The organism is bacterium (assembly GCA_041649255.1).
Taxonomy (GTDB): domain Bacteria; phylum Hydrothermota; class UBA3073; order JACQXS01; family JAQTXJ01; genus JAQTXJ01.
Genome location: JBAZNK010000014.1, coordinates 41,049 through 54,811, shown reverse-complemented (window position 1 = coordinate 54,811; position 13,763 = coordinate 41,049). Strand labels below are relative to the sequence as shown.

Genomic DNA, 13,763 nt, shown 5'->3' with positions numbered 1-13,763 from the left:
ATCAGTGTGTATGGGCGAAGGTATCGGTGGTTGACAGTATATTATTAAGACCGCAAGCAGGAAATGGAAAGTACCCGACTGCGGTAGCGGTGAACCCAACAACAAATAAGATTTATGTAGCAAATTCCGGGAGTGATAATATTTCGGTAATTGATGGAACAAATGATTCAGTTATTGCCACAATAAACGTCGGGTATTCTATTAACGCCATCTGTGTAAACCCGACAACAAATAAAATCTATACGGCAAATTGGAGCAGTAATACTGTTTCCGTAATTAACGGGGGGAACAATACAGTTGATGCTACAATAAGTGTTGATTCTTGCCCTTCCGGTATTTGTGTAAACCCGACGACGAATAAGATTTATGTGACAAATTATTATCGTAATAATGTTTCAGTAATTGATGGGACAACTAATTCCGTAGTTGATACAATACCTGTCGGGTATTATCCCCGGAGTATTTGCTTAAATCCAACAACGAATAAAATTTATGTAGCAAATAATGGGTGGGATGATATTTCAGTAATTGATGGAAATAACAATTCCGTAATTGATACAATATCTGCCAAGTTTGGTCCTTCCGGTATTTGTGAAAATCCAATAACAAATAAAATTTATGTAATATATAGTTACGATACGGTTATTTCTGTAATCGATGAGATGACTGCCTCAATAGTTGATACAATACCTATCGGATATTTTCCTAAGAATATCTGTGTAAACACAACAACAAATAAAATCTATACGGCAAATTCCTCATTTGATAATGTTTCAGTGATTGACGGAACAAATAATTCCGTAATTAATACTACAATCGTTGGACATTATCCTTCCGGCATATGCGTAAATCCAACAACAAATAAAATCTATGTGGCAAATAGTTATAGTGATAATGTTTCAGTGATTGAGGGAGTAACTAATTCAGTAGTTTCTACGGTAATTGTCGGGGCTAGTCCACGTGGGATATGTGTAAATACTGCCACCAATAGGATTTACGTAGCAAATGCAGGACAAAATAACGTTTCTGTAATTAACGGAGCAAATAATTCAATTGTTGCTACTATACCTGTCGGATTTTACCCTATAATTATATGTGTAAACCAAACAACAAATAAAATTTATGTGACAAATGGGATGATGAATAGTATTCCAGTAATTGACGGGACAAGTAACACCGTTGTTGCTACATTACCTATTATTGGAAGTATGCTGGGGTTGATTTGTGTAAATCCGACAACAAATAAAATTTATGTGGCAGATGATATCTCTGGCAATCTCTTAATAATTGACGGCGCAAGTAATTCATTAGTTGATAGTATCGTTGATTGTTATCCAAATAAGATTTGCGTAAATCCAATAACAAATAAAGTTTACGTATCGACCCTAGACAGTAGTGTTTTAGTGATAGATGGGGCAAGTGATTCAGTAATAGATTCAGTATTCGTTGAGTCTTGGCTTTCCGGTATCTGTGTAAATCCGACAACAAATAAGATTTATGTGACAAATTCTATAGATAAAACTATTTTAGTAATTGACGGAATAAATGATTCAATTGTTGCTACGATACCTATCGGGTTTTCACCCTTGCAGTTTGCTGTAAATTTTACAACAAATAAGATTTATACGGCAGGTCTTGGTAGTATTTTCGTAATTGACGGAGCAACTAATTCCGTAATACAAACGATGCAGGTAGGACAAAGTCCGGGGTCTATTGCAGTTAATCCGCAGGACAGTTTGATGTATGTAAGTTGTAGCGAAGCAGGCGGGGTTTGGGTACTTAAGGATGATGGGACAGGAGTGGAAGAAAATGCGGATTTTGGATCGCGGAATGCGGAATTGAAAATAAGTAAGAATCCGTTTGCTAAATCAACAGTTATTAGTTGCCAAATACCTGCTAAAAGTAACGTTTCGTTAACGATTTACGACTTGTCAGGTCGATGCATAAAGACATTAGTTAATGAAGAAAAACCGGCAGGAACTTATAGTATTTCATTAAATACAAAAGGGTTGACATCGGGGATTTATTTTGTGAGACTAACTGCAGGCGCATCCGAAACGACAAAGAAGATTACAATTATAAAATAGAAATTAAACAGTGATCTGAAGAGACGTTAAGAGACAAGAAGAAGAAATGAAAGTAAAGATGAGATTCTTCGTTACACTCAGAATGACAGAAAAAAGAAAGAAAAATGATAATATTTAAGATAATATTTTTGGTGCTTATTTCGGATTCGTTGCATTATAAAGAGGCAGATAAAAATATTGTAAAAGGAATGATAAGCAAAAGTGCCGTAAAAGATACGACGGACACCACTACAACAGACACAACAAATGCGCCTCGTTCTTATACGGTTAAGTCGGATAGTTCCAATCTTATGGATTCAACAGTCTACCTTTACGGGAACGTTCAGTTCAAATATAAAGATTTGATAATTAACTCTAACACCGGAATTATCACTACCGAAAAAGTTATTGCAAGAGATTCCGTTCATATAACAAAAGGAGATTCGCTTAAAGCGGTGAACATAGATTGTAATTTGAGTGAATATTTCTGGGATAGAGACATTAACATTTATAACGGGTTTAAGGCATATAGAGGAAACGAAACCCTGACAGGGGATATGTGCAGATACCTTGATGACAGCATGTGGATAAATAAAAATATGGTTTACTTAAACAACAAAGAAAAAATAAGAATTAGCGGGAATAAAGGATTTTACCGGGCTGACGTCAGCAAAGGTAATGTAAGGGACAGCGCCGTGTTCTATTCTTTTTCGGATTCTATGGAGATTACGGGAGATACGATTAAATTCGAAAGCGACACACTAAAAGAAGTCAACAAGACTGAAGTAATCGGTAACGTAGTAATCAAATTAGACAGCACCAATTGTTACAGCGGTTACGGCATATACTTTCCCAAAAAAGACATTGCGGAGCTTTATAATAATCCTTATGTTGTTTCAAAAGAAGACAGCATTATGGGGGAAAAGATAAAAATTTTATTGACTAATAGAAAAATTAAGCAACTAATAATAAGTGGAAATGTCAGAGGAAAAAGATGGCAACTTTAAGGGCAGAAGCGTTGGTTAAGGCTTATAAAAAGAGACGCGTAGTAAACGAAGTCAACATCGAAGTAAAAAACGGAGAAGTAGTCGGACTGTTAGGACCAAACGGGGCAGGAAAGACTACGACGTTCTATATGGTAATAGGTTTTATCCCGCCCGACTCCGGAAAAGTTTATCTTGATAATGACGCCATAACTTACGAACCAATGCATTTGCGCGCGAGGCGGGGAATCGGGTATCTTCCGCAGGAAGCATCCATATTCAGGCAATTAACAGTCGAACAAAACATACTTGCGGTGCTGGAGTTCGTTGAGAAAGACCGTACCGTAAGGAAAGAAAGATTAAAAGAAATAATGGGGATGCTTGGCATAGAGCGGGTAAAAGACCATTTAGGGTATCGGCTTTCCGGCGGAGAGCGGCGAAGAGTTGAGATTGGAAGAGCATTAGCGATAAAGCCGAGTTTTTTATTACTGGATGAACCATTTACCGGGATTGACCCGATTGCGAGAGCAGATATTCAAAACATACTAAGAAGTCTAAAGGCTCATAATATAGGCATTCTTATAACTGACCATAACGTAAGAGAAACGCTTGAAATAACAGACCGCGCCTACATAATATACGAAGGAAAGATATTAATATCGGGAAGCGCGAACGAACTGGTAAATGACCCACAAGCCCGTGAGCTCTATTTAGGCGAAAAATTTAAGCTATGAGACTTGAGCAGAATTTACAAACCAGATTAGAATTATCGCACGTTTTATTACAAAGGTTAGATTTATTACTTCTCCCATTACTTGATTTAAGACAACTTGTAGAACAAGCCATCGAACAGAACCCGGTGCTTGAGAATGATACGGAAAAAGAGAACGAGGAAAGCACAGAAAAAGAAGAACCCAAAGAAAAGGAAGAACCGACCGAAGACGTTGAGGACTGGGATACTTATCCTAAATTATCGGAAACAGCCGAAAAGAAAGAAGAGATGCCTGTTCCCGCGCCGCCACCCACGCTCAAGGAATCATTGATTTTGCAATCAAGGCTTACATTCACGGAGGAACGACTTCTTAAAATAAGCGAATGCATAATTTATGAATTAAACGAAGATGGGTTTCTTACTTCTTCTACCAAAGGGATTGCAGAAATATTGAACGAAGACGAGGAAACGGTGCTGTCGGTTCTGCGGAAGATACAGACTTTCGACCCGGTTGGCGTAGGGTCAAGGGACATAAAAGAATATTTACTTATACAACTGCACTTAAAAAATGATACTCCCGAAATAGCTTTTGAAATAATAGAAAAGCATTTTGAAGATTTAGTGCACAGCAATTACGAAAAGATATTAGAGAGTATGAACACAACTCAAGCCGAACTGGACGAAGTAATCGCACGTATAAAGTTATGCAATCTCAAACCCGGCGCCGGCATGGGCGGGGAAATAAGGTATGTGCTACCGGATTTAACGCTACAAAGAGTAGACGATAACGGGCAGGCAGTATGGATTGTTTATCCTAACAACGAATGGATACCGAAACTTAGGTTATCAAAGTTGTATCTGAATATGCTACACAATCAGGATAATGCAATAGATAAGGATGCGGGAAAATATTTACGCCAGAACATCGCTACTGCAAAATTATTAATCGAGGGCATTGAAAAAAGACGGGAAACAATAAATAAAATAGCCGGGTTTATTAAGGATTCCATACTGGATTTTCTAGATAACAAGACAAGGAATTTTAACTTTGTTACGCTGGAAGAAGTAGGTGCGGCAATAGGCAGGAACCCGTCTACGGTTTCAAGGGCAATACAGGACAAGTGGATACAAACGCCTTACGGGCTTCTTACGTTAAAAAGCTTTTTTTCTATGCATAAACCCAAAGCTTATACGGAAGTCACCAAGCGGCTGCAGGAAGTAGTGAGCGGGGAGGATAAAAAACATCCCCTACGAGACGACCAGATTTTAAGCATACTACAGAACGAGGGGTTCAAGCTTGCGCGAACGACGGTCGTAAAATACAGGACGTTACTGGGCATCCCGCCCGGGCACAAGAGGAAGCAGTAGGTAGTAGGTAGGCACAGAAAATAGATAATTTTTCACCGCAGAGACGTCCCGCCCAAGCGGGATAAACTCCGCTCGCAGAGAAAAAAAGAACAGAAAACAGAGAGATTACCACTAAAGACACGAAAAAAAAGAAAACCTACCAAACAAAACGTTTATTAGGGTAGGGAACGCATATATGCGTTCCCTACCAACAAATACAAAGCGGTCAGTCTAGCGGAAAAGCGCCCCTATAATAGAAAAAAGATAAGGCATCTTCGTAACAATTTACCTAGAATTATCAAATTAAAAAATGCTTGCATTAAATTTGGGCTAGTATATAATAGCGGGAAATGTTTCCATTAAGAACGGATATTAATTCAAAAAGATTCCCATTTTTTACTTATTTTCTTATACTGGGAAATATATTTTTATTTGTTTATTCTTTTTTTATGCCGGGGGGATTTGAAACGGTTCTTCGTAAATATGGATGCATCCCAAATGAACTTATATACGGGAAAGACATTGCACCTTATATTGATTTTCCCGTTTATTTAACAAGTATTACGTCTATGTTTTTTCATGCTTCGTGGATGCATTTAATAGGAAATATGTTATTTCTGTTCGTATTTGGAAAAAACATTGAAGATTGGTTTGGACACTGGAAGTTTTTGGGATTCTATATAGGATGTGGGATAGCAGCATGCATTGTACAGATATTGCTCTCGCCATTATCCAAAATACCTATGGTAGGAGCATCAGGGGCAATTGCGGGCGTTATGGGAGCATATTTTTTATTGTATCCTTCATCAAGAGTATCAACGTGGATACCGGTTTTTTGGGTAATAGAAATACCGGCGTTTTTATGGCTTGGGATATGGATAATCGAACAAATAATATCGTCAATGGGTGGGCCCGGGGGAAGTCCCATTGCATTTTTTGCTCATATAGGGGGATTTTTTGTAGGGTTATTCTGGGTTAAGAATTTAAGAGAAAAGAAAACGGGAAGCTGGAAGTGAAACGTTTTTTACTTGACTTAATTAAAAGGGGTTATAAAGAAAATTATTGATATAACTATGCACATATTTTCTCAAATAAAGAGAAGTTTCTGTCGGAACAGGGAAACCGTCAATCTTGACAGGGGATGGGTAATAGCGAACCATATATTGGTTTCCTTCCACGTAGCTTTTATTTCGTCAATTCTCTCTATTGCCAGCAATATAGCAAGCAGAGGAGAAGTTTTAAAGTTTATGTTTTTCAGTTATGAGACACTGATTTCCCTTTTATTTTTATATATAACATTCCATACGGGTATAGCCTTACATGAGGTGGCACACTACCTAAAAGCAGTTAAGTTAAATGCCCTGAACGAAACACTATTGCCGTCTGCCCAGGCAAAAATGGAACAAAACATTTTTGGAAAAATTTTCTGGTATCTGGAGATGTATTTTAAAATTCCATTAGGTTTATTCAAAGGTGTTACTAAAACAGGATTAGACTATCATCCTGATGCGCCTTATAATTTAGCAGTTGCGGCAGCCGGTCCGATTGGCAGTAGAAATTTGGCGATATTATCTTTACCTGTTGCCATTTTTTTACTCATTTTAGGATTAACAAAAGACGTCAGGTTCGCAGTATACGCAGGAAGATTATTCTTAGGATTAGGTTTAGTGGGATTACTTGATTTTCTGTTAGCGGACCCGGGAAAATACAAAGAATTCAATGAAAGAGAAGCAAAAGCAAAAAGGGCATCAGCTAAAATATCTTCGACCAGAGCAGTAAAAAGCAAGAAATGGGCAGACCGTGTAAAGAGAGTAAAGGACCTTATGATTTACACACGAATGGAAAAGATTATTCTTCCTGACGGGAGGGAGAAGTGGGCTCCATGGGAATTTCGAAACTGTGGTATGGGAGGACGGCATACGGAAAAAGAGTTTCCCGAAAGTAATATCAGCCCCCAGGAGAGCATGTTTGTTCCTTTAGGAGCAAGGGATTACGAGAATGCCCAGGAAATGACGGTTAATTTGCAAACCAGGCTAAAAGAAATAATAGAAAACGCGGAAGGTTGTGCAGTAAAAGGTATTGGAACGGAGGGAGGGATAGCGGCTTATATAAAAAAAGAAAAAGGAGATACGTTATCCGTGCAAAGGTTATGGAGAATGCAAAAACAAGCCATTCTGGATTGCGGTTATGTGCCGGGAAAAGACGTAGCAATAGCTCTTGACCCTGCGGCAAGCGAGCTGGAAAACGCTTATAAAGAAGAGAAGGGGTTATCCGGAGAAGAAGCGATAGGGATGTATCTTGATTGGAGAGACAAGGACAAAAAAATATTAAGCAGAGATGAGCTTCTTGAGATTTACAGAAGAGCAATGGATGAGGACGAGCTTCCGATAATCTCCATTGAAGATGGTTTTGCAGAAGACGATGATACCGGGTGGAAGTTATTGATGGAAAAGTTGGGGGACAAAATTCATATCATCGGGGATGACAATATTACGACCAAAGATTCATCAATAGAAGAGAAAGCGGATAAACGGCTAATTAATACAGCGCTTATAAAGTTAAATCAAATTGGCAGTGTAACCGAGGGAGTATTAGCTTTGCTTACTGCCATAGGAAAGGGGCTTCAAACCGTAGTTTCGCACCGGTCAAAGTCCCCGGTTGAGGATTTTGAAGCGCATATAGCTCTTGCTGCGCATTCATTAGGGTTAAAAGCGGGCGGAGGTTCCAACTCGGAAAGATTATTTAAGTATGAAGCCGTAGTAAAAGTAATGAAAGAAGCGATACATAACATATCAAAAGAGAAAGGGAGGCAGGTTATAACCGACAAAGAGGCGGAAAGATTAGCCGAGGATTTTATAAATAAAATTTGTATAACCAAGATTGTAGCACGTGAAGCATCAACAAATGCGGGGATACCGACGGTAGCCGTTGAAATAAAGGCAGGAATAGCGGGGAGTGAAAAATACGAGAAGCTTCTTGTATTTGAGGGAGCAACGCCTTTAGGAACATCCGCCGGGACGGACGAAGCAATTCATCTTATTGATAAAATTATTCCGGCAAGTTCTCCAATTGTAAAACAATATCCCGAATTCTTCCTTGAGCAAGAGGACAAAACTTATTTATTCAAAAAAGGATTAACCGAAACGGACATTGCGGGAAAGAACAGTCCCGAACTTTTAGAGATTTGGCAAAGAGCAATTCGATACAATGGAAAAGGGTGTCTTAATGCCGTTGACAACATTAACAACATCATATCCAAAGCATTTCTCGGCAAAAAAGTCTCAGAACTTCCGGAATTAACAGAATTGGATAACGTATTACTAAAGATTGAGAGGGAAACAGCCATACAAAGAGGCGTATTGGCTCCGAATGCTCCTGTGGAGGAATGTATAAAAATAATGCAACGGAAAGCTAATCTCGGGATGAATTCGATTCTTTCATTATCTTTAGCTCTTGCAAGGTTAAAAGGCGGTATAAAAGGCAAAGAATTATATGAAGTAGTGGAAGAGCAGATGGTTTCGACTATGGCAAAAGTATTTGCTTTTAACGGCGGAATAGATTTATTAGGGCAACTGGAAGAAAAAATAATTTTCAACAAGCTGAATGTATTAAGGTATGAGAAAGTTGCAAAACGCGGGAAAGAAAGGATATTTGATGTCGGGATGGAGGAGGTTTCTCTTTCTTCGGAAGAGAGGGCATCAACTACAGAGAAAATAACGCATACTATAGAAAGAATAAAAAGCGCAGGGGGGGAATTATGGGAAAGTTTGGCAAAGGAATTATCCTTTGAAGAATTAAGCATAGGTTTACAAATAGTAAATGAATACAGGAAAAAAGATATACCGTTGTACAAGTTAATAAGGGAACAACTACCCGTTTACAAAATCGATTAAATTTAATTGGAGGTAAGAAATGAGTAAAATTAAAGATATTAGGGCGAGAGAAATTTTGGATTCCAGGGGAAATCCCACAGTTGAAGTAGAATGCGAGCTTGAGTCGGGTTGTACAAAACGTGTTGGTGTTCCATCGGGAGCATCGACCGGGGCGCATGAAGTATATGAATTAAGAGACGGAGACGCGAAAAGGTATGCAGGAAAAGGTGTTTTAAAAGCAGTCAACAACGTAAACACGAAAATTAAAAAGGCGCTTATTGGGCTTGACGCAACGAACCAATGTGAGATTGACGATGTTTTAATTAAGCTTGACGGCACTCCGAACAAATCAAATCTCGGGGCAAACGCTTGTGTCGGGACATCTCTTGCGGTAGCAGTCGTACAGGCGAGAGAAATAGGGACTCCTTTATACAAATGGATTGGCGGAATACATGCGCATGTTCTTCCCGTTCCGATGTTTAACATTATAAACGGCGGCGTTCATGCTTATAATAACGAGCTTGACATCCAGGAGTTTATGTTAGTTCCTGCGGGCGCGAAAGATTTCAGTTCTGCTTTAAGAATGGGCGCAGAAATTTTTCATATATTGAAAAACGTACTTCATAAGGATGGTTTTTCATCCGGAGTTGGAGACGAGGGAGGATTTGCTCCAACGCTGCCTTCCAACCAAGCAGCGTGTGAATATATTATTAAGGCTATTTCCGAAGCAGGATATGTTCCCGGGAAAGACGCTTTTCTTGCACTTGATTGCGCGGCTTCCGGTTTCTATAATGACGGGAAATATACAATTGAAGGGAAGAAACTTTCTCCTGCAGAGTTGTCTGATGTTTACTACAAATGGATAGACAAATTCCCCTTAGTTTCAATAGAAGATGGTTTTGCGGAAGATGACTGGGAAAGCTGGATTAAGTTTACGGAGAAGGTTGGGAAAAAGATACTAATAGTTGGCGACGACATTTATGTTACGAACATCGCCCGTTTACAAGAAGGGATATCAAAGAGCGCAAGCAATGCAGTTTTAATTAAGCCCAACCAGGTAGGAACTCTTACGGAAGCGCTTGCGTGTATAGAAAAAGCAAAAAGCGCAGGATACAAGTGTGTAATTTCGCATCGTTCAGGGGAGACAACGTCTACTTTTATATCACATCTTGCGGTAGCAACAAACGTAGGGTTGATAAAGTCAGGTTCTTTATCCAGATGTGACAGGGTAGAAAAATACAATGAACTATTGCGAATAGAGGAAGAGCTGGGGAAAGCGGCAAGTTTTATGGGGAAAGGAATATTTCGTTAATCGGAAAGCCGGATAAAAAGATTAGAAAACAGTTGTTTTGGGGTCAAGGGAATAGGATGTTTTTCTGATTATGTTCGTTTGAATATTTTCTGACGGGCAACAAAAAATAGTGGACAAGTGAAGATTTGGGTGTTAAGAAAGGATAGTGTTTTTATATAAAATGGGCCTGTATGTCAATGGTAGACTATCGGTCTCCAAAACCGACTATGAGGGTTCGATTCCTTCCGGGCCCGGATTTTTAAAGAGGAGTAGAGTGGGTTAAGTAAGTAAAGTAGGTTAAGTAAGGGAAAAGAAAAAAGTAGGGAGTGGAGTAAAAACTGAAAAAGAACAAAAGAACAGTTCAGAAATTAAACCACAAGATTTCACACGATTTACACAAGAAACAAGGAAATAAAAACAGATTATAGCCGCATAAGATATTATGGAATACGGGGCAGAAGAAGAAAGGGACGAAAGGCAGGAAGAGAGAAGGGGTGTAGACAGTATTTTACTCCGGCTTAAAAAGTTTAGAAAAATAGGAATATTATTGATTGTTTTGTTGGTAGGATATTTATTAGTTTTCAGAACTTACGGAGCAGGGAAAATCGTGTTATTACGCTGGCAAATATGGAAAACGGAACAGGAAATAAACGTTATGCGAGCAAAAAGGCTTGTTATTAAAAGAGAAATAGATTTACTGATGGGAAGCAAAGAATACACGAAAAAAGTAGCAAAAGAAAGATACGGAATAGAGTGAAAAATAAACAACGCTTTGTTAACGATAAAACAGCAGGAGGTACGGATGCCTGAAATAGCCGTTTATCCCGGGACATTTGACCCTATAACCAACGGTCATATAGACATTATCCGAAGAGCTTCGGGATTATTTGAGAAGGTTATTGTTCTTGTGATTGAGAACAGGGAAAAATCTCCTTTGTTTTCTATTAACGAGCGGGTAAAATTTGCGAGTTGCGCCACCCAAAAATTCAAAGGGGTAGTTGTGGATTCCTATAAAGGGCTACTCGTAGAGTATGCCAAGATAAAAAAAATAAAAACTATTATAAGAGGGTTGCGGGCAGTTTCGGATTTTGATTATGAGTTCCAGCTTACGCAATTAAACCGTAAATTATATCCTGCCGTAGAGACTATTTTTATAATGCCCGGTGAAGAATACTTTTTCCTTTCGTCATCAAGCATAAAAGAGATAGCCGCTTATGGAGGTGATGTCAGTGGATTCGTGCCTGAAATAGTGGCAAAAGAACTAACATCACGCAACAGGTAAAATAGTTGTAACCCCCGTCTTGCGGGATAATCATCCTGAGGCGGACTAACCCCCACTTTAGTGGGAAAAGGAGTTGTAAATAAATGGGAATAGACCTACATATACATACTATATTTTCGGACGGGACGTTGTCTCCTTATGAGACTGTGGAAATGGCCAAGGGAAAAGGCATTGACGGGCTTGCAATAACCGACCATGACGAGATAGGCGGAGTAAAAGAAGGGCTGGAGGCGGGAGAAAAATTTGGAGTAAAAGTCGTCCCGGGGGCAGAATTTTCGGCGAAGTACAACGAGAAAACGCTTCACATACTGGGTTATTTTGTGGATTACGAGAATCCGAAACTGATTGAATTCGTTGCTCAAATGAAAGAAGCAAGGCTGAAGAGGACGATTAAAATCATTGATAAGCTTGCGGAGCAGGGTTTATATATAACACTTGCGGACGTGCAGGAAAACGCGGGGATAGGAGGGATTGGCAGACCGCATATAGCAACGGCACTCATAAATAAGGGTTTCATAAAAGATGCTCATACGGCTTTTAATTTGTATTTAGGGGACGGGAAACCCTGTCATATATCAAAATCCAATATCGGACCGGAAGTTATAATTCAACTAATAAAAGAAGCAAAAGGCGTTCCGGTGTTGGCGCATCCGAATTTAAATAAAATGGATGTATACATTCCTGAGCTTGTAGAAATGGGAATGAGAGGCGTGGAGGTGTGGACACCAAGTCAATCACCGAAGGAAGTGAAAAGGTATTTAGAAATAGTGAAGAAGTATAATCTAATTGCGACGGGTGGTTCGGATTCACACGGGACAAGGCCCGGATATCCACAAATAGGGGAATTCAGTCTGCCGTATATTGATATGATTGGGGAGTTGGAGAAGGAAAAACAAAGAAATTAGCCACTGATTAACACAGATTTACACGGATTAAAAAGGTTTTAGGGTTCAGAAATAACAGAGAACGGAAATTGAAACCGCAGATACCTGCCTGCGGTAGGCAGGAACACAAATAAACGCAAATAAAACAACGGAAAGTTCAAGATTTAAAAACGAAAAGAAAACAGAATTAAACCACAAGATTTTCGCAGAGAGCAGGAGGTAGGCAGGGTTAACAAGATTGATCATGTCTAACAAGGTTAAAATATGAAATTAAATAGTAATTTAATATCTTATTTTAAGAGAAGCATTACCGAAGTTCCAACATTTTGGGGAAGATTCCCGGGGAATATTTCTTTTACCGGGAAAACCGTTCTTGATATTGGCTGCGGTGATGGAGCACTATGTATTGACATTGCGCGCAAGGGAGCAAAAAAAGTAATCGGTATAGACACAAATAAAGCAATGATAGAATTTGCCGAGGGGAACCTTGACCAAAACTTTCCTGAATTAAAACATATCATAGAGTTTAGAGCAACCAGTATTGCTGAATTGCCAAATGAAACCTCAGGCTTTGATATAATTACATCTAAATCAGCTTTTGAACATATACTGGACCCTGCAGAATGTCTGAAAGAAATCAAGCTAAGGTTGAATCCCGACAGTAAAGCGTATATTGGATTTGGGCCTCTTTATAACAGTCCGTTAGGTGACCACGGAATAACAAAACTTATTTTCGGAATCCGAATCCCTTGGGCGCATAGCGTTTTTCCCGAGTCCTTTCTAGTGAGAAAGTGGAATAAAAAATATCCCGGCAACAAAATAAAAAGCATTTCAGAACTTGGGTTAAATATGTTTTCCCTGACTGAATTTAAGAATGCGTTTTACGAAAGCGGTTTGGAAGTCGAGTATTTCAAGGTTAACTCCAGCACGACTATAACTTCACAAATCTTTTCTTTGTTTCAATGTTTGCCGTTTATCTCGGAATATTTTTCACATAATATTTACTGTATCCTGAGGAAATAAGGCAAACAGAAGAACAGAGAATAAAAGCCCTGCCACTAAAACATAAAAGTACAAAATAACACTAAACAGAAAAGACTACCACGAAAACTTGAAAAACTAAGAAAAGAACACGAAAAACAGAAGAGAATTTTAGCCACAGAATTGCGCGGAAAAGAAAAACAGAAAGATATGAGAGCACGTGCTCTCATCTACCCAATGATAGAAAGGACTTGATAACATGCCTAACGGCAGTCAGGAATCAAGTCCCCACAAACTGATATTAGAAAAGGGCGAGGCAATGCCTCACCCTTTTTTCGAAGTAGA

At 39.0% G+C, this 13,763-nt stretch carries 11 protein-coding genes and 1 tRNA gene; all 12 read left to right on the top strand.

The genetic code is table 11. From position 1 onward, the window contains the following. Positions 1–26 precede the first annotated feature (26 nt). The 12 genes from WC614_10175 (at position 27) to WC614_10120 (ending at position 13,460) form a co-directional block, all read left to right on the top strand. Positions 27–2,087: a T9SS type A sorting domain-containing protein gene (locus WC614_10175; protein ID MFA5033373.1), complete on the top strand. Its 2,061-nt coding sequence runs from the start codon at positions 27–29 to the stop codon at positions 2,085–2,087. A gap of 104 nt (positions 2,088–2,191) precedes the next feature. After that, a complete protein-coding gene (locus tag WC614_10170; protein ID MFA5033372.1) occupies positions 2,192–3,073 on the top strand; it encodes a hypothetical protein in 882 nt (293 codons plus the stop codon). Further along, positions 3,061–3,783, top strand: a complete 723-nt coding sequence (lptB, locus tag WC614_10165) for an LPS export ABC transporter ATP-binding protein (GenBank protein ID MFA5033371.1) — start codon at positions 3,061–3,063, stop codon at positions 3,781–3,783. The genes WC614_10170 and lptB overlap by 13 nt, the downstream gene beginning before the upstream one ends. Then, the gene (gene rpoN, locus WC614_10160; protein ID MFA5033370.1) at positions 3,780–5,129 is read left to right on the top strand and encodes an RNA polymerase factor sigma-54; all 1,350 of its coding nucleotides are present in this window, start codon (positions 3,780–3,782) and stop codon (positions 5,127–5,129) included. The genes lptB and rpoN overlap by 4 nt, the downstream gene beginning before the upstream one ends. Before the next feature lie 329 nt (positions 5,130–5,458). Next, positions 5,459–6,124, top strand: coding sequence for a rhomboid family intramembrane serine protease (locus WC614_10155; protein MFA5033369.1), 666 nt, complete (start codon positions 5,459–5,461; stop codon positions 6,122–6,124). Between the two features lie 57 nt (positions 6,125–6,181). Beyond that, positions 6,182–9,001: a hypothetical protein gene (locus tag WC614_10150; protein MFA5033368.1), complete on the top strand. Its 2,820-nt coding sequence runs from the start codon at positions 6,182–6,184 to the stop codon at positions 8,999–9,001. 19 nt (positions 9,002–9,020) lie between these two features. Further along, positions 9,021–10,292 (top strand): phosphopyruvate hydratase, encoded by a 1,272-nt coding sequence (gene eno, locus WC614_10145; GenBank protein ID MFA5033367.1) that lies wholly within the window; start codon positions 9,021–9,023, stop codon positions 10,290–10,292. A gap of 162 nt (positions 10,293–10,454) precedes the next feature. Then, positions 10,455–10,525: transfer RNA gene (locus tag WC614_10140), tRNA-Trp, on the top strand. A gap of 188 nt (positions 10,526–10,713) precedes the next feature. Then, a complete protein-coding gene (locus tag WC614_10135) occupies positions 10,714–11,028 on the top strand; it encodes a septum formation initiator family protein (GenBank protein ID MFA5033366.1) in 315 nt (104 codons plus the stop codon). A 45-nt stretch (positions 11,029–11,073) separates the two neighbouring features. Next, positions 11,074–11,553 carry a pantetheine-phosphate adenylyltransferase gene (gene coaD / locus WC614_10130; GenBank protein ID MFA5033365.1) on the top strand — a complete coding sequence of 160 codons (480 nt, stop codon included), beginning with the start codon at positions 11,074–11,076 and terminating at the stop codon, positions 11,551–11,553. Between the two features lie 83 nt (positions 11,554–11,636). After that, the gene (locus tag WC614_10125; GenBank protein ID MFA5033364.1) at positions 11,637–12,458 is read left to right on the top strand and encodes a PHP domain-containing protein; all 822 of its coding nucleotides are present in this window, start codon (positions 11,637–11,639) and stop codon (positions 12,456–12,458) included. A gap of 243 nt (positions 12,459–12,701) precedes the next feature. Continuing rightward, positions 12,702–13,460, top strand: coding sequence for a class I SAM-dependent methyltransferase (locus tag WC614_10120; GenBank protein ID MFA5033363.1), 759 nt, complete (start codon positions 12,702–12,704; stop codon positions 13,458–13,460). Positions 13,461–13,763 lie beyond the last annotated feature (303 nt).

Bases quoted from the DNA above. Each gene is read 5' to 3' on its own strand.
- WC614_10155 (MFA5033369.1), top strand. From the start codon at position 5,459: ATGTTTCCATTAAGAACGGATATTAATTCAAAAAGATTCCCATTTTTT.
- WC614_10120 (MFA5033363.1), top strand. From the start codon at position 12,702: ATGAAATTAAATAGTAATTTAATATCTTATTTTAAGAGAAGCATTACC.
- WC614_10125 (MFA5033364.1), top strand. From the start codon at position 11,637: ATGGGAATAGACCTACATATACATACTATATTTTCGGACGGGACGTTG.
- eno (MFA5033367.1), top strand. From the start codon at position 9,021: ATGAGTAAAATTAAAGATATTAGGGCGAGAGAAATTTTGGATTCCAGG.
- coaD (MFA5033365.1), top strand. From the start codon at position 11,074: ATGCCTGAAATAGCCGTTTATCCCGGGACATTTGACCCTATAACCAAC.
- WC614_10170 (MFA5033372.1), top strand. From the start codon at position 2,192: ATGATAATATTTAAGATAATATTTTTGGTGCTTATTTCGGATTCGTTG.
- WC614_10150 (MFA5033368.1), top strand. From the start codon at position 6,182: ATGCACATATTTTCTCAAATAAAGAGAAGTTTCTGTCGGAACAGGGAA.
- lptB (MFA5033371.1), top strand. From the start codon at position 3,061: ATGGCAACTTTAAGGGCAGAAGCGTTGGTTAAGGCTTATAAAAAGAGA.
- WC614_10135 (MFA5033366.1), top strand. From the start codon at position 10,714: ATGGAATACGGGGCAGAAGAAGAAAGGGACGAAAGGCAGGAAGAGAGA.
- rpoN (MFA5033370.1), top strand. From the start codon at position 3,780: ATGAGACTTGAGCAGAATTTACAAACCAGATTAGAATTATCGCACGTT.